13 protein-coding genes are annotated in these 16,887 nt (G+C 75.1%); all 13 read left to right on the top strand.

Features of this window, described 5'->3' with window-relative positions; translation table 11 throughout:
* Complete coding sequence (locus O2W15_RS16085; protein ID WP_269180103.1) at positions 1-1,863, top strand: peptidoglycan D,D-transpeptidase FtsI family protein; 1,863 nt, start codon at positions 1-3, stop codon at positions 1,861-1,863.
* 94 nt (positions 1,864-1,957) lie between these two features.
* Positions 1,958-3,517, top strand: coding sequence for a UDP-N-acetylmuramoyl-L-alanyl-D-glutamate--2,6-diaminopimelate ligase (locus tag O2W15_RS16080; RefSeq protein ID WP_269180102.1), 1,560 nt, complete (start codon positions 1,958-1,960; stop codon positions 3,515-3,517).
* A gap of 73 nt (positions 3,518-3,590) precedes the next feature.
* Complete coding sequence (locus O2W15_RS16075) at positions 3,591-5,021, top strand: UDP-N-acetylmuramoyl-tripeptide--D-alanyl-D-alanine ligase (protein ID WP_269180101.1); 1,431 nt, start codon at positions 3,591-3,593, stop codon at positions 5,019-5,021.
* Positions 5,018-6,097 (top strand): phospho-N-acetylmuramoyl-pentapeptide-transferase, encoded by a 1,080-nt coding sequence (mraY, locus tag O2W15_RS16070; protein ID WP_269162188.1) that lies wholly within the window; start codon positions 5,018-5,020, stop codon positions 6,095-6,097. Before O2W15_RS16075 ends, mraY begins: the two co-directional genes overlap by 4 nt.
* Position 6,098: 1 nt before the next feature.
* On the top strand, positions 6,099-7,529 hold the full coding sequence (gene murD, locus O2W15_RS16065; protein ID WP_269180100.1) for a UDP-N-acetylmuramoyl-L-alanine--D-glutamate ligase: 1,431 nt from the start codon (positions 6,099-6,101) through the stop codon (positions 7,527-7,529).
* 7 nt (positions 7,530-7,536) lie between these two features.
* The gene (gene ftsW, locus O2W15_RS16060) at positions 7,537-9,198 is read left to right on the top strand and encodes a putative lipid II flippase FtsW (protein ID WP_269180099.1); all 1,662 of its coding nucleotides are present in this window, start codon (positions 7,537-7,539) and stop codon (positions 9,196-9,198) included.
* Positions 9,195-10,370, top strand: coding sequence for an undecaprenyldiphospho-muramoylpentapeptide beta-N-acetylglucosaminyltransferase (murG, locus tag O2W15_RS16055; protein WP_269180098.1), 1,176 nt, complete (start codon positions 9,195-9,197; stop codon positions 10,368-10,370). Before ftsW ends, murG begins: the two co-directional genes overlap by 4 nt.
* Complete coding sequence (murC, locus tag O2W15_RS16050) at positions 10,367-11,830, top strand: UDP-N-acetylmuramate--L-alanine ligase (RefSeq protein ID WP_269180097.1); 1,464 nt, start codon at positions 10,367-10,369, stop codon at positions 11,828-11,830. Before murG ends, murC begins: the two co-directional genes overlap by 4 nt.
* Complete coding sequence (locus O2W15_RS16045; RefSeq protein ID WP_269180096.1) at positions 11,827-12,642, top strand: cell division protein FtsQ/DivIB; 816 nt, start codon at positions 11,827-11,829, stop codon at positions 12,640-12,642. The genes murC and O2W15_RS16045 overlap by 4 nt, the downstream gene beginning before the upstream one ends.
* A gap of 329 nt (positions 12,643-12,971) precedes the next feature.
* Entirely contained in the window at positions 12,972-14,285 is a 1,314-nt protein-coding gene (gene ftsZ, locus O2W15_RS16040; RefSeq protein WP_269162194.1) for a cell division protein FtsZ, read from the top strand.
* Positions 14,286-14,362: 77 nt separating this feature from the next.
* Positions 14,363-15,094 (top strand): peptidoglycan editing factor PgeF, encoded by a 732-nt coding sequence (gene pgeF, locus O2W15_RS16035; RefSeq protein ID WP_269180095.1) that lies wholly within the window; start codon positions 14,363-14,365, stop codon positions 15,092-15,094.
* Positions 15,095-15,194: 100 nt separating this feature from the next.
* Entirely contained in the window at positions 15,195-15,914 is a 720-nt protein-coding gene (locus O2W15_RS16030; protein ID WP_269180094.1) for a YggS family pyridoxal phosphate-dependent enzyme, read from the top strand.
* Between the two features lie 108 nt (positions 15,915-16,022).
* A complete protein-coding gene (locus O2W15_RS16025; protein WP_269180093.1) occupies positions 16,023-16,838 on the top strand; it encodes a cell division protein SepF in 816 nt (271 codons plus the stop codon).
* The last annotated feature ends 49 nt before the right edge of the window (positions 16,839-16,887 follow it).

The following is a 16,887-nucleotide window of genomic DNA, read 5'->3' as shown; positions in this document are numbered from 1 at the left end:
GTGCCCCCTGCAGGTCCACTGCCGCCGAACCGTCCGGTCGGGGCCCGTCGCACCCCGGCGCGACCCAGCGGCCCGGCCGGGCGCGGTGCGCCGCTGTCCCGTCGCGAGCCCGGGGCGCGGCGGCTCCACCCGCTGGGGCTGGCGGAGCGGGACCAGCGCAACCGCTGGGGGCTGGCGTTCCTGATCACCCTGCTGGTGGTGGTCGTCGGCAAGCTCGTGGTGCTCCAGGGGGTCGACGGGGCCGCCTACGCGCAGGCCGCCGCGAACGACCGGATGCGCACGTACCCGATCGAGGCCGTCCGCGGGGAGATCACCGACCGCAACGGCAAGGTGCTCGCCTACTCGGTGGACGCCAAGCGGGTGACGGCCGACCCGACCCTGGTCTCCGACCCCACCCGCACGGCGCTGGCGCTGACCACGCTGCTCGGCGTCCCGGTCGACGAGCTCGTCGAGAAGCTCTCCCGGAAGGGGCGCTACGTCGTCCTGGCCGATGAGGTCAGCACCGACGTCACCGACCAGATCCGGGAGCTCCCGGCCTCGACGCAGGCCGGCCTGGTCTTCCAGGACGACCCCGTGCGGCTGTACCCGGCGGGCGCGGTCGGCGGGCAGCTGGTCGGCTTCGTCGGCAAGGAGGGCAACGGCCTCGCCGGGATCGAGCAGACCTTCGAGGACGTGCTGGCCGGGATCGACGGTGAGGAGCGGATCGAGGTCGACGGCGTCGGCAACCCGATCCCCTCGGGCATCGACGACACCCAGCCGGCCACCGACGGCAGCACCGTGCAGCTGACGCTGGACCAGGACCTGCAGTTCGTCGTGCAGCAGACGCTGGACGCCGCCTGCGCCGACGAGGCGACGACCACGGCGTCGGCCGTCGTCCAGCACGTGCAGACCGGCGAGGTGGTGGCGATGGCCTCCTGCCCCGGCTACGACCCGGGCAGCTACAACACCACCGACCCGGACCTGCTCGGCAACCCGGTCCTCTCCGAGGTCTACGAGCCCGGCTCGGTGCTGAAGGCGGTGACCCTGGCCGCCGCGATCGAGGAGGGCAAGGCCACCAAGGACACGGTGCTGAACGTCAACGGGCACATCCAGGCCGGGGACGTCGTGGTCACCGACGCCCACGACCACGAGCCGATCGACTTCACCGTCACCGGGATCCTCGCCAAGTCCAGCAACGTCGGGTCGATCATGCTGGCCCGGGAGGTCGGCGACAGCACGTTCGAGGAGTACCTGCGCCGCTTCGGGCTCGGGTCGACCACCGGCATCGAGCTCCCCGGGGAGAGCGCCGGCATCCTGGAGGACTCGGCGGACTGGACCGAGAGCCGCGCGGCCAACGTACCGATCGGTCAGGGCGTCTCGGTGACCACCCTGCAGATGGCGTCGGTGTACCAGACCCTCGCCAACGACGGGGTGCGGATCGAGCCGCGGGTGGTCTCCTCGGTGACCGCCGAGGACGGCACCGTCACCGACGTGCCGCAGCCCGAGGGCGTGCGGGTGGTCAGCGAGTCCACCGCCGACCAGCTGACCTACATGCTGGAGGCGGTGGTCGGGCCCGGGGGCACCGCGCCACTGGGCGAGATCGACGGCTTCCGGGTCGCCGGGAAGACCGGCACCGCCCAGCGGGCCAACCCGGAGACGGGCAGCTACGCCGGCGGTGGCTACTTCACCACCTTCGTCGGCTACGCCCCGGCCGACGACCCGCAGTACGTGGTCGCCGTCGACCTCGAGCGGCCCACCAGCGACGCCGAGGGCGGCCAGGTCGCCGCCCCCGTCTTCGCCGACGTCATGCGGTACGCGCTGATCTCCGGCGGCGTCGTCCCCTCCGGTGCGCCGCGCCCGGACTTCACCCTCACCGCCCCCTGAACCCGTCGGCGCAGGGAGCTGCCCACCCACCGGCGCGACACGGGGTCAGGAGGTGATCGGGCCGTCGTCCTCCGCGCCGGTAGATTGGACCGTCGTGACCCCGACCGCCCCCGGGGCGGCGTCCCGGCCAGCCGGGAACCGCCCGCTCTCCCTCGCCGATCTCGCCGACCTCATCGGCGACCCGGTGACCGGCGCGACCGCCGTGGCCGTCACCGGCGTCACCCACGCGTCCGGCGACGTCCACCCCGGTGACCTCTACGCCGCCCTCCCCGGCGCCCGCACCCACGGCGCCCGCTACACCGCCGACGCCGCCGCGCGCGGCGCCCGCGCGGTGCTCACCGACCCGGCGGGGGAGGAGCAGGCCCGGGCTGCGGGCCTGCCGGTCTGCGTGGCCGACGACCCGCGGGCCGTGCTCGGCGCGGTCGCCTCCCGGGTCTACGGGATGCCCAGCGAGCAGCTGACCGTGCTCGGCATCACCGGCACCAACGGCAAGACGACGACGGCCTACCTGATCGAGGCCGGCCTGGCCGCCGCCGGCTGGGCCAGCGGGCTGATCGGCACCGTGCAGACCCGCACCCGGGGCCGGGACGCCGACGATGCACCGGTCACCACGGAGCTGCCCAGCGTCCGCACCACCCCGGAGGCGGCCGACCTGCACGCGCTCCTCGCCACCATGGTCGACTCGGGGGTGCGCGCAGTGGTCATGGAGGTGTCCAGCCACGCGCTGGTCCTGGGCCGGGTCGGTGGGGTGCGCTTCGCCGCCGCCGGGTTCACCAACCTCTCCCGCGACCACCTGGACTTCCACGGCGACCCGGAGAGCTACTTCCAGGCCAAGGCGCTGCTGTTCGACGGCCGCGCCGCGGTCGAGGTGGTCGACGTCGACGACCCCGCCGGACGGCGGCTGGTCCGCCCCGGCACGGTCACCGTCTCCAGCTCCGGGGCCGGTGGGGCGGACTGGTCGGCCACCGACGTGGCCGCCGTCCCCGCCGGTGGCTCGACCTTCACGCTGCACGGTCCCGGCGGCCGCAGCTGGCCGGCGCGGCTGCGGCTGCCGGGCAGCTTCAACGTGGCCAACGCGGTGCTCGCCGTCGCCCTGCTGGACGCCGTCGGGGTGCCGCCGGAGACGTCGCTGACCGGGATCGCCGAGACCGTCGTCCCCGGCCGGATGGAGCCGGTGGACGCCGGCCAGCCGTTCGTCGCCGTCGTCGACTACGCGCACACCCCCGACGCGGTGCAGACCGCGCTGGCCGCGCTCCGTCCGGCGACCCCCGGGCGGCTGCTCACCGTGCTCGGCTGCGGCGGTGACCGCGACCCGGGCAAGCGGCCGGGGATGGGCGCCGCCGCGGCGGCCGGCAGCGACGTCCTGGTGATCACCGACGACAACCCGCGCTCGGAGGACCCCGCGGTCATCCGCGCGGCGATGCGCGCCGGTGCCGACGACGTCCCCGCCGACCGGCGGGCCGAGGTGCTGGAGATCGGTGACCGGCGGGCCGCCCTCGCGGCCGCCGTCGGGCTCGCCGGGCCGGGTGACACGCTGCTCGTGGCCGGCAAGGGCCATGAGACGGGTCAGGAGGTGGGGGGCGAGGTGCTGCCCTTCGACGACCGCGTGGTGCTGCACGAGCTGCTGGCCGCCCACGCCGAGGTGGACACGTGACCGAGCTTGCGAGGGCACGCATGAGCGCAGCATCGTCGAGCACGCGGCCGACGAGCGCCAGCGAGGTGGACGCGTGATCGCTTTGACCCTGGCCGAGGTGGCCGCGGCCGTCGACGGCGAGCTCGTCGGCGACGGCTCGACCGAGGTGACCGGTGCGGTGCTGGTCGACTCCCGTGCCGTGGCCCCCGGTGACCTCTTCGTCGCCCTCCCCGGGGAGCGGGTCGACGGCGCCGACTTCCTCCCCGCCGCTGCGGCGGCCGGCGCGGCCGGTGCGCTCACCGCCCGGGCCGACCCGGCGCTGCCCTGCGTGGTCGTGGCCGACCCGGTGGCGGCCCTGGGCCGGCTGGCCGCGGCCGTGCACGGCCGGCTGGTCGAGGCGGGGCTGGTGACCATCGGCGTCACCGGGTCCTCCGGCAAGACCTCGACCAAGGACCTGCTGGGCCAGGTGCTGGCCGCCGCCGGCCCGACCGTCAGCCCGCAGGGCTCGTTCAACAACGACATCGGCCTGCCGCTGACCGTGCTCTCCGCCGACGCGGACACCCGGTTCCTGGTGCTGGAGATGGGCTCCCGCGGCCCCGGTCACATCGCCCGGCTGTGCGGGATCGCCCGGCCGGCGATCGGCGTCGTGCTCAACGTCGGGTCCGCCCACCTGGGGGAGTTCGGCAGCGCCGAGGTGATCGCCACCAGCAAGGGCGAGCTGGTCGCCGCGCTGCCGGCCACCGGCACCGCCGTGCTCAACGCCGACGACGCGCGGGTGGCCGGCATGGCACCCCGCACGGAGGCCGCCGTGCTGACCACCGGGCTGGCCGAGCACGCCGACGTGCGGGCCACCGGGGTCGAGCTCGACGACGCCGCCCGCGCCCGGTTCACCCTCGTCGCCCGCGGCGAGCAGCACCCGGTCGCCCTGCAGGTCGTCGGGGTGCACCAGGTCGCCAACGCGCTCTCCGCCGCCGGCGCGGCCCTGGCCGCCGGGATGACGCCCGCCGCCGTCGCGCAGGCGCTGTCGGACGCCGCCCCGCGCAGCCGCTGGCGGATGGAGGTCACCACCCGCGCCGACGGCGTGACCGTCGTCAACGACGCCTACAACGCCAACCCCGAGTCGATGCGGGCTGCGCTGGCCGCGCTCCGCCGGCTGCGCGGCCGCCGCCGGATCGCCGTGCTCGGTGCGATGGGGGAGCTCGGCCCCACCGCCGGGGCCGCGCACGAGGAGCTGGGCCGCGACGCCGTGCGCGCCGGGGTCGACCTCGTCGTCTCCGTCGGGCCCGACGCGGCGGGTGTGCACGCGGGTGCCCGTGCGGAACTGGACGCCCGTGGTCGCGCAGGCGACCGCGGGGGGGAGCAGGAGGAGTCCGTGCACCTGCCGGACCGGGCAGCAGCCCGGCGGTTGCTGAGCGAGGTGGTCGGGCCGGGGGACGTCGTGCTGGTCAAGGCCTCGCGCAGCTACGGCCTCGAGAAGCTCGCCGCCGACCTGATCGCCGACGGCGGCCCGGAGGTGACCGCGTGAGGTCGGTCCTCGTCGCCGCCGCCGTCGGGCTGATCGTCTCGATCCTGCTGACCCCGTTGGCGATCAAGGCCTTCCGGAAGCACGGCTTCGGTCAGGAGATCCGGGACGACGGCCCGGAGAGCCACCTGTCGAAGAAGGGCACACCGACCATGGGCGGCACCGTGATGGTGCTGGCCACGGTGGTCGGCTACCTGGTGGCGCACCTGTTCGTGATCAACCAGGAGGGCCGTGGCGTCACCGCCACCGGACTGCTGCTGCTGTTCCTGCTCATCGGCCTGGGCACGGTCGGGTTCCTCGACGACTACCTCAAGATCCGGTACCGGCGCAGCCTCGGCCTGAACAAGACCGCCAAGCTGGTCGGCCAGCTGGTCATCGGGGTCACCTTCGCCGTGCTCGCGCTGATGGCCGACGGCGAGGACGGGACCGCGGTGGCCACCACGACGGTCTCCTTCGTCCGGGACATCGCCCCGCTCACCCTGCCGACGGTCGCGTTCGTCGCGCTGGCCTACCTCTTCATCGCCGGCTTCTCCAACGCGGTCAACCTCACCGACGGCCTCGACGGGCTGGCCGCCGGCGCCTCGGCGATGGTGTTCGGCTCCTACGTGGTCATCTCGTTCTGGCAGTTCGGCAACGACTGCGCCGGCGGCGTCGTCGACGGCTGCTACACCGTCCGCGACCCGCTCGACGTGACCCTGGTGGCCGCCGCGGCGATGGGCGCCTGCCTGGGCTTCCTGTGGTGGAACACCTCACCGGCCCGGATCTTCATGGGCGACACCGGTTCCCTGGCCCTGGGCGGGCTGATGGCCGGGCTGGCCATCGTCACCCGCACCGAGCTGCTGCTGGTCGTGCTCGGTGGGCTGTTCGTGGCGGTCACCCTGTCGGTGGTGATCCAGGTCGGCTTCTTCCGGGCGACCCGGCGGCGGGTCTTCCGGATGGCACCGCTGCACCACCACTTCGAGCTCGCCGGCTGGGCGGAGAACACCGTGATCGTCCGGTTCTGGCTGGTCACCGGGATGGCCGTCGCCTTCGGGCTGGGGCTGTTCTACGCCGACTGGCTCTCCGTCACGGGGCTCTGAGATGGCGCATCCGGACGGGACGGCGGAACGCCCGCTGGGCACCGTGCTGGTCGCCGGGCTGGGGGTCTCCGGCGCCGCGGCCGCTCGGGTGCTGCTGGCCCGCGGGGACGACGTCCTGCTCACCGATGCCACCGAGCCGGCCGTGCTGGCCGAGCTGGTCGCGGCGGGGGCCCGCTGGCTCGGATCGCTCAGCGAACCGCCGGAGGACGTCGACCTGGTCGTCACCTCCCCGGGCTGGCGCCCGGACTCCCCGCTGCTGCGGACCGCCGCCGCCCGCGGCGTGGAGGTCATCGGCGAGCCGGAGCTGGCCTGGCGGCTGCGGATCGCGGCCCCGGGCGCGGAGCCCGCCCCCTGGTTCGCGGTCACCGGCACGAACGGCAAGACGACGACGGTCACGATGCTCGAGGCGGTCCTGCTGGCCGCCGGGCGGCGGGCGGTCGCTGCGGGCAACGTCGGCCGGCCGCTCATCGAGGTGGTCACCGCCCGCGACGCCGACGGCACCCCCGCCCACGACGCGATCGCCGTGGAGCTCTCCAGCTTCCAGCTGCACTGGTCCTCGTCGATCGCCCCCGCCGGCGCCTGCGTGCTCAACGTCGCCGACGACCACGTCGACTGGCACGGCTCGTTCGACGCCTACCGGGACGCCAAGGCCCTGCTGCTGCGGCTGGCACCGGTCGCGGTCGCCGACGCCGGTGACCCGGTGGCGTCCGGGCTCGTCGGCGGCCACCGGCACCCGGTCACCGTGACCCTCGGGGAACCCGAGCGCGGCCAGCTCGGCGTCCGGGCCGGTGCCCTCGTGGACCGCGCGTTCAGCGCCGAGCCGGCCGGTGAGGTGCTGGTCGAGCTGGACGCCCTGCAGGTGCGGGGGCCGCACAACACGGTGAACGCCCTGGCCGCCGCGGCGCTGGCCCGGGTCGCGGGGGTCGACGCCGCCGCGGTCGGGCGTGGCCTGGCCGGCTTCCGCGGGGGCGCGCACCGCAACGTGCTGGTCGGCACCGTCGACGGCATCGACTTCGTCGACGACAGCAAGGCCACCAACCCGCACGCGGCCGGCGCCTCGCTGGCCGCCTACCCACGGGTGGTGTGGATCGCCGGCGGCCTGCTCAAGGGCGCCGACGTCGATCCGCTGGTCGCCGCGGTCGCCCCGCGGCTGGCCGGGGTGGTGCTGCTGGGCCGGGACCGGGAGGTGCTGGCCCGGTCGCTGGCGCGACACGCCCCGTCGGTCCCACGCACGGTCGTCCCCAGCGGCGACGATGGCGGTGTGGTGACCGATGGGGACAGTGTGATGCGTGAGGTGGTCGCGGCCGCCGTCCGGCTGGCCCGCCCCGGGGACACCGTGCTGCTCGCCCCGGCGGCGGCCTCGATGGACGTGTTCACCGACTACGCGCACCGCGGCCGGGCCTTCGCCGACGCGGTCCGCGCGCTGGGATGACCGGCCGGTGACGGCGACCACCGGGCAGCGCTCCTCCCGCCGCGCCGGCCGCGAGGAGCAACCACCGGCCGCACCCCGCGCCGAGGGCCCACGCTTCCGCGCCCCGGCCTGGCTCGACGGTCCGATGACCAGCTCCCACCTGGTGCTGGGCGCGGCCGGCATGCTGCTGGCGATCGGCCTGGTCATGGTCTTCTCCGCCTCCTCGATCGAGGCGGCCAAGGCCGGTCAGCCGGCCTGGCTGCCCGGCGTCCGGCAGATCGCCTTCGCCGTCATCGGGCTGCTCGCCATGCTGGTGGCGATGCACCTGCCGGTCGGCCGCATCCGCCAGTTCTCCGGCTGGGGGCTGCTCGGCGTCGCCGGTCTGCTGCTGCTGGTCCTGGTGCCGGGCATCGGGCTCAAGCTGAACGGCTCCCGGGCCTGGTTCGACCTGGGCTTCACCAACTTCCAGCCCTCCGAGCTGGGCAAGCTGGTCTTCGCCCTCTGGGGCGCCCACGTCATCGCCCTGCGGGAGAAGTACCTGACCGTCCGGTCGCTGCTCGTGCCGGTGCTGCCGGTGTTCGGCGTGCTGTCGGTGCTCCTGCTGCTCGAGCCGGACATGGGCGCGGTGGTGAGCCTGGGGCTGGTGCTGGCCGGGCTGATGTGGGCCGGCGGGCTGTCCCGCCGCTACATCGCCGGTGCCGTCGCGCTCGCCGCCGTGGCCGTCGTCCTGATGGTCACGTTCGCGAGCTACCGGATGGCCCGGATCACCTCGTTCCTGGACCCCTTCGCCGACCCGGAGAACGGCGGCTACCAGGCGATCCGCGGGCTGTACGCGCTCGCCACCGGTGGGGTGTGGGGCGTCGGGCTGGGCAACAGCGCGATGAAGTGGAACATCCTGCCGCACGCGGAGTCCGACTACATCTTCGCGATCATCGGCGAGGAGCTGGGCTTCCTGGGCTGCCTCGTGGTGGTCACCCTGTACGGCATCCTCGCCTGGGCCGGCTTCCGGATCTCCCGCCGGTCCACCGACCGCTTCGTCCAGCTGGCCAGCGTCGCCATCACCGTGTGGCTGGTCGGGCAGGCCGCGATCAACATGGGCTACGTGGTGGGCCTGCTGCCGGTCACCGGCGTGACGCTGCCGCTGATCTCCGCCGGCGGCACCTCGCTGGTCCTCACCCTCTTCGTCGTCGGGCTGCTGGTCCGCTTCGCCCGGGCCGAACCGGCCGCGATCGCCTTCCAGCGGGGCCAGCGCCGCGGTCGGCTGGCCCGGCTGCTGGCGCCGGTCCCCGCGGTGGCCGTCGACCCGGTGCCCTCCCGTCGGCGCCGGGAGACCCGGTCCGCCGGCCGCGCCGGCCCGCCGCCCGCGGCGCCCCGGCGTGGGAACGGCCGGACGGTCGCCCGGGTGACGGGTCGCCCGTCGTCGTCCGCCCCGGCCCGGGGACGTCGTCCCGAGGAGCCGGCGCCCACCCCGGACGCGCGCCGCGGCGGCGCGGAACGGCAGACTGTCGACCGCCGGCAGAACCCCGGTGACCGCCCGACGGTCCGCAGCCGGCCCTCGTCTGCTGCGGGGCCCGCCCTGCGCGAGGGGCTCCGCGACCGTCCCTGGTCCGGTGAGCCGCCCGCTGCCCGGGTCCGGCCCGTCCAGCGGTCCCGCCCCCCGAGAACCGAACGGCCAGGACGCCCGCAGTGACCTCTCCCCAGCCCGACCCCGGCGACGACGTCCCGGGCGTGCCCCCGTCCGGTGCCGCACCGGTGCGCGTCGTCCTCGCCGGTGGCGGCACCGGCGGCCACATCGAGCCGATGCTCGCCCTCGCCGACGCGCTCACCCGCCGCACCGGTGCCGGGGAGGCGGCGCGGGTCACCTGCCTGGGCACCGCCCGCGGCATGGAGACCCGACTGGTGCCGGCCCGCGGCTACGACCTGCGGCTCATCCCGCCGGTGCCGCTGCCGCGCAAGCCGACGCCGGACCTGCTGCGCGTCCCCGGCCGGCTCCGGCGGGCCGTCGCCGAGACGCGGGAGCTGCTCACCGAGCTCGACGCCGACGTGGTCGTCGGCTTCGGCGGGTACGTGGCCCTGCCCGCGTACCTGGCCGCCCGCCGGGCCGGCGTCCCGATCGTGGTGCACGAGCAGAACGCACTGCCGGGGCTGGCCAACCGGATCGGCGCCCGGCTCGCCGCCCGGGTCGCGGTCACCGTGCCGAGCACGCCGCTGCGCGGTGCCGAGCACGTCGGGATGCCGCTGCGGACGGCGATCAGCGGGCTGGACCGGGCCGCCCGGCGCGCCGAGGCGCGGGCCGAGTTCGGGCTGGACCCCGACCGCCCGACCCTGCTGGTGTTCGGGGGCTCGCAGGGCGCCGCGTCGCTGAACCGGGCCGCGGTCGCCGCGGCCGATGCGCTGACCGCCGCCGGGGTGCAGGTGCTGCACGCCCGGGGGCCGAAGAACACCGAGGTGTCGGTGCCCGCGCGGCCGGCCGGGTCGGCTCCCTACGTCGTCGTCGACTACCTGGAGCGGATGGACCTGGCCTACGCCGCGGCGGACCTGGCGCTGTGCCGCTCCGGTGCGGTCACCGTCGCCGAGCTCTCCGCGGTCGGGTTGCCGGCCGCGTTCGTGCCCCTGCCGATCGGCAACGGCGAGCAGCGGCTCAACGCGCTGCCCGTGGTCGAGGCCGGTGGCGCGGTGCTGGTCGCCGACGCCGACCTGTCGCCGTCCTGGATCGAGAGCGAGCTGGTCCCGTTGCTCACCGACCCGCAGGCGCTGTCGGCGCTCGCCGAGCACGCGGCCGCCGCGGGCACCCCCGACGCCGACGAACGGCTGGCCGACCTCGTGCTGCAGGTCGCCGGCCGGGAGGTGGGCGACCGATGAGCGCCGACGACGTCGCCGCCTGGCGCGGCCCCATCCCCTCGCTGGCCGAGCTCGGGCCGGTGCACTTCATCGGCATCGGCGGCGCCGGGATGAGCGGCATCGCCCGGATCATGCTCGCCCGCGGCGTGCCGGTGTCCGGCAGTGACCGGCGGGACTCACCGGCGCTCCGCGCGCTGGACGCCCTCGGTGCGCGGATCGAGGTCGGGCACGCCGCCCAGCACCTGGGCGAGGCCGCGACCGTGGTCGTCTCCACCGCGATCCGCGACGAGAACGCCGAGCTGGTGGCCGCGCGGGACCGCGGGCTGCGCGTGCTGCCGCGGGCCGTGGCCCTGGCGGCGGTGATGGCCGGCCGGCGCAGCGTCGCGGTGGCGGGCACCCACGGGAAGACCTCGACGACCTCGATGCTGACCGTCGCCGTCCAGGCCTGTGGCGTCGACCCCTCCTTCGCCATCGGCGGCACGCTGAACGAGTCCGGCTCCAACGCCCACGCCGGTCAGGGCGACGTCTTCCTCGCCGAGGCCGACGAGAGCGACCGGTCCTTCCTGCTGCTGGCCCCGCGCGGGGGCATCGTCACCAACGTCGAGGCCGACCACCTGGACAACTACGGCGACCTGGCCGCCGTCGAGGCGGCGTTCGACACCTTCGCCCGCACCGTGCCCGCCGACGGCTTCCTGGTGCTGTGCGCCGACGACCCGGGTGCCGCCCGGCTGGCCACGGTCGGCGCCGCCGCCCGGGTGCGCACCTACGGCGAGTCGGCCGGTGCGGACCTGCAGCTGCTCGACCTGGAGGTGGGCCCGGACGGCACCCGGTACACCGCCGTCCTCGACGGCCAGGAGCTCGGCGCGGTGCACATCCGGCTGCCCGGCGTGCACATGGCGCTCAACAGCGCGGCCGCGCTGCTCGCCGGCATCGAGCTGGAGCTCCCGGTCGCCGGGCTGGTCAACGGGCTGGGCCGGTTCGGCGGGGTGCACCGGCGCTTCGAGCTCAAGGGCACCGCCGCCGGGGTACGCGTGTACGACGACTACGCCCACCACCCCACCGAGGTGGCCGCCCAGCTCCGTGCCGCCCGCGCGGTGGTGGGGGAGGGGCGCCTGCTGGTGCTCTTCCAGCCGCACCTCTACAGCCGGACGGCGGAGTTCGCCACCGGCTTCGGCGAGGCCCTGGGCCTGGCCGACGAGGTCGTGGTCATGGAGGTCTACGGCGCCCGGGAGGACCCGGTGCCCGGGGTCACCGGTGCCCTGGTCGCCGACGCGGTGCCGCTGCCCGCCGGGCAGGTCGCCTTCGAGCCGTCCTGGTCGGCCGCCGCCGGTGCGATGGCCGCCCGGGCACGCCCGGGTGACCTGGTGGTGACCATGGGCGCCGGCGACGTGTCGATGGTCGGACCCGAGGTGCTGGTGGCGCTGGCGCCGCCGCCGGAGCTGTCGGACGCGGTGGAGGACGGGCCGGAGCCACCCCGGTGAGCCGTACGGGGTCGACGACCCGCGACCGGTCCCGCAGACCGCGCCGCGGCGCCACCCCGGCGGGAGCTGCCGCACCGGTCACCTCGCTGCGTGCCCGGCGCGGGCGGTCCCGGCGCACCGGCACGCCCCGCCGCCGGCTGGTCGTGCTGGCGGTCGGGCTGGCCCTCGTGGTGGCGCTGGCGGCCTGGGTGCTGCTGGCCAGCCCGTTGCTGGCGGTGCGCACCGTGCGGGTCGACGGGGCCGTCGCGCTGTCGGACGCCCAGGTCGTCTCCGTCGCCGGGATCGAGGAGGGCACCCCGTTGGTGCGGGTGGACACCGAGGCGGCGACCGCACGGGTGGCGCAGCTGCCGCAGGTCGACTCGGTGGAGGTGACCCGCGGCTGGCCGGGGACGGTCGTGGTCACGCTGGCGGAGCGGGTGCCGGTCGCCGTCGTGCAGCAGGAGGGCACCCGGGGACTGGTCGATGCCCGGGGCGTCGTGTTCGACACGATCACCGGGGACGCCCCGCCCGGGGTCGTTCCGCTCGACGTGCGCGAGCCCGGCCCGGACGACGCGGCCACCACCGCCGCGCTGGGTGCGCTGACCGCGCTGCCGGACACCGTGCGCAGCCAGGTGACCGGGGTGTCCGCGCGCACTGCCGACGACGTCACGCTGACCCTGACCGACGGCCGGTCGGTGCGGTGGGGGAGTGCTGAGCGCACCGACCGCAAGGCCGAGGTGCTGGGTGCGCTGCTGGACCAGATCGACGAGGGGACCCTCGACCCGGCCGACACCCTCGACGTCAGCACCCCCGACGCGGTCGTCCTGCGCTGAGGACAGGTGCCCCGCGGGGTGCCGCGGGGCGCACGACACGCCCGGCCGGGAAAAAGGTCCGCGAGTCCTCCGTCTCGGGCGTGCCGACGGGGTCGGGAGATGTCTTGAGGTGAACTGGAGACGCTGACCAGGCGGGTCGTCACGTCTGGTGAGTGCAAAGTGACGGATGGGTCCAGAGATCCTCGTGAGAATCCGCCCGATGGACACGCCGAGCCGAGGAGGGTGCTTGCTGCCCCGGATGGGCACACCTAACTTCGTCCTCACAACGACTCAGTTGACATAACTATAAGGCTTAACCTAAGGATGAGGGTCCAGTTGGGGAGCGCGGCATGACACCTCCGCACAACTACCTAGCGGTCATCAAGGTCGTCGGCATCGGCGGCGGCGGGGTGAACGCGGTCAATCGCATGATCGAGGTCGGCCTCAAGGGGGTCGAGTTCATCGCGATCAACACCGACGCGCAGGCGCTGCTGATGAGCGACGCCGACGTCAAGCTCGACGTCGGTCGTGAGCTCACCCGAGGTCTGGGTGCCGGCGCGCAGCCCGACGTCGGCCGGCAGGCCGCCGAGGACCACCGCGAGGAGATCGAAGAGGTGCTCAAGGGCGCCGACATGGTCTTCGTGACGGCCGGCGAGGGCGGCGGCACCGGCACCGGCGGTGCTCCCGTCGTCGCCTCGATCTCCCGCAAGCTCGGCGCCCTGACGATCGGCGTGGTCACCCGCCCGTTCTCCTTCGAGGGGAAGCGGCGGGCGGTCCAGGCCGAGACGGGCATCGAGGAGCTGCGCAACGAGTGCGACACGCTCATCGTGATCCCGAACGACCGGCTGCTGCAGCTGGGCGACCGGAACGTCAGCGTGATGGACGCCTTCCGGACCGCCGACCAGGTGCTGCTCTCCGGTGTGCAGGGCATCACCGACCTGATCACCACCCCCGGTCTGATCAACCTGGACTTCGCCGACGTCAAGTCGGTCATGTCCGGGGCAGGGTCGGCGCTGATGGGGATCGGCAGCGCCCGCGGCGACAACCGCGCGCTGCTGGCCGCCGAGCAGGCGATCGCCTCACCCCTGCTGGAGGCCTCGATGGAGGGCGCCCACGGCGTCCTGCTGTCGATCTCCGGTGGGTCGGACCTCGGTCTGTTCGAGATCAACGAGGCCGCCTCGCTGGTCTCCGACGCCGCGCACCCCGACGCCAACATCATCTTCGGTGCCGTCATCGACGACGCCCTCGGTGACGAGGTGCGGGTCACCGTGATCGCGGCCGGGTTCGACGGTGGCAAGCCCAGCACCCGCAAGGACGCCGGCAGCACGCCGCTGGCGACCTCGCCCCCGAGCGCCCCGGCTGCTCCGGCCGCACCGGTCAGTGCTCCGCCGGCGGCCCGTCCGTCGGTGCCGGCGCAAACCGGCGAGCGGCCGGCCAGCTCGGCTCCGGCCCAGGCTGCACCGCCGCAGGCCCCGGCGGCACCCGTGACCTCCTCGCCGTCGGCGCCGCGACCGGGTCAGCCCGGCAGTGCGCCGCAGGGTGGCGGGATCACCGTGCCCCCGCTGCCGCCGATCGCCGGGCAGTCCGGCGGCAACCGCCGGCCGCTCGCGACCGACGACTTCGAGGAAGAGCTCGACATCCCCGAGTTCCTGCGCAGCCAGTAGAAGGACCCCCGTGCCCCCCACTACTCGCAAGCTCGCAGCGGGACCCTGCACGGGGGCCGTTCCCATGGGATGCCTACGTGAGTGACAGCGCGGCCGCTCTGTCGGCGGTGCGGCCCCGACGGGTCGTCACCGACCGGCGGGGCGGTCGTTCTGCTGCGCCGTACGACTCCTTCAACCTGGGTGTCCACGTCGGCGACGACCCGGACGCCGTGGCCGCCAACCGGGCCCGGTTGGCCGGCGAGCTCGGTGTACCCGGTGACCGGCTGCTCTGGATGACCCAGGTGCACGGCACCGGCGTCGCGATCGTCGAGGACGCCGAGGAGAACCCGGTGGCCGACGTCGACGCGCTGGTGACCGCCACCCCCGGGCTGGTGCTCTGCGTGCTGGTCGCCGACTGCGTGCCGGTGCTGCTGGCCGACCCCGTCGCCGGGGTGGTCGCCGCGGTGCACGCCGGCCGGGAGGGCGTGCGCACCGGTGTCGTCCCGGCCACGCTCGCGGCGATGACCCGGCTGGGTTCCCGCCCCGGCGACGTGGAGGCGCTGCTGGGCCCGGCCGTCTGTGGCCTGGACTACGAGGTCCCGGCGCAGATGCAGGCCGACGTCGCCCGGGTCGCCCCGGCGAGTGCGGTCCGCACCCGGCGCGGCACGCCGGGGCTGGACCTGCGGGCCGGGCTGGCCGAGGTGCTCCGCCGAGCCGGGGTCGGGCAGGTCGTGCACGACCCGCGCTGCACCGTCGAGGACCCCCGGCTGTTCAGCCACCGCCGCGACGGCGTGACCGGTCGCCAGGCGGGCGTCGTCTGGCTCGGCTGAGGCCGACGGACCCCGCTCTCCCGGCAGGCGGGCCGGTCCCTGGACCGGGCCGGACGGTGGGCCCCGGCTGCGGGCCCGGGTCCCGGGGGAGGATCAGGACATGACGTCCCTCGCCGACAACCTGCGGGCCGTCCGCGCCCGGATCGACGCCGCTGCCCGGGCGGCCGGCCGCGACCCGGCGGAGGTGCACCTGCTGGCGGTCAGCAAGACGTGGTCGGCCGAGGACGTCCGGGCCCTCGCCGCACTGGGGCAACGGCACTTCGCCGAGAACCGCGTGCAGGAGCTGGTCGGCAAGGCGGCGGCGCTGGCCGCCGACCCCACCGTCCCCGAGCTGCACTGGCACCTGGTCGGGCAGCTGCAACGGAACAAGGTCGGCCCGGTGGCCCGGCTCGGTGCCACGGTGCACTCGGTCGACCGGGCCCCGCTCGTGACGGCGCTGGCCCGCGCCGCCGAACGCGAGCAGCGGGTCCTGGACGTCTACGTCCAGGTCGACCTGGGTGGCCCGGAGGGCGAGCTCGGGAGCCGGGGCGGCGCCGCGCCGGCCGACGTCCCCGGCCTCGCCGATGCGATCGCCGCGGCGCCGGAGCTGCGCCTGCGCGGCCTGATGGCGGTGGCCCCGCGGGACGAGGAGCCCGGCCCGGCGTTCGAGCGGTTGGCCGTGTTGTCCACCCGGCTGCGCTCCGATCATCCTGGTGCCACGGAGACATCGGCAGGCATGAGCGGCGACCTGGAGGCTGCTGTGACAGCTGGGGCCACCGTGGTGCGTGTCGGTACCGCGTTGTTCGGCACGCGCCCCCTAACCTCCGACGCAGGGCAGTGACGCACCACCCGTGCGCCCTGCCGAGTCACACCAGCACCACCTGAACCACCCAGCAACCTGTTGCAGCGCGGGGCGTCCAGCGCCGACGAGACCAGAGGGAGACGTCCGATGGCCGGAGCGATGCGGAGGATGGGGGTCTACCTCGGCCTCGTCGAGGACGACGACACCCGCGGTGGGTACGACCGCTACGCCGCACGTCAGAGCGACTACGACCGGGACGACCGGGGCTACGACCACGGGTACGACCGCTACGCCGCCGACGACGCCGACCCCGTGGCCGAGGAGTCCCGCTACGGCTACGGCAGCGGCTACGGCGGTGGCTACGACACCGAGTACGCCGGCGTCCGCCTCGCCGACGAGCCGGTCGAGGAGCGCGCCCCCGAGCCCGAGGTCTCGCTGGGACGGCGTCCGGCCACCCCCCGGACGATCGGACTGGCGGGCACCCCGTCGAGCGGCAGCACTGCAGCACGCCTCGCCGGTGGCGGGCTGTCCGCCGCCGGGAGCGTGGGCGCCGGCTCCTCGGGCCGCAGCCGGATCTCCTCCGGCGGCTCCGGAGCCGCAGCCGGCCTGGCCATGAGCGAGCCCGTGGCGTCGGTCCCCGAGCCCGTCCCGGCCCCTGCCCCCGCGCCGGCGCCGTCCCCGCAGAACTACCGCATCACCACGGTGCACCCGGCCTCCTACAACGAGGCCCGCACCATCGGGGAGCGCTTCCGGGACGGCATGCCGGTGATCATGAACCTGACCGACATGGAGCACGCCGACGCGAAGCGGCTCGTCGACTTCGCCATCGGCCTCACGTTCGGGCTGCACGGTAGTATCGAGCGCGTCACGGCCAAGGTCTTCCTGCTCAGTCCGCAGGACGTCGACGTGACGGCTGAGGACAAGGCCCGCATCCGTGAGGGCGGGTTCTTCAGCCAGTCCTGACCCCGCGCACCTCACGCCCCGGCGCGAGGTGCTCCCGAACGAGCGAGGA

Source organism: Modestobacter sp. VKM Ac-2979, from assembly GCF_026967995.1.
Classification (GTDB): Bacteria; Actinomycetota; Actinomycetes; order Mycobacteriales; family Geodermatophilaceae; genus Modestobacter.
Note: the sequence above shows the minus strand (reverse complement) of the source record. Positions and strands in the feature narration are given on the sequence as shown.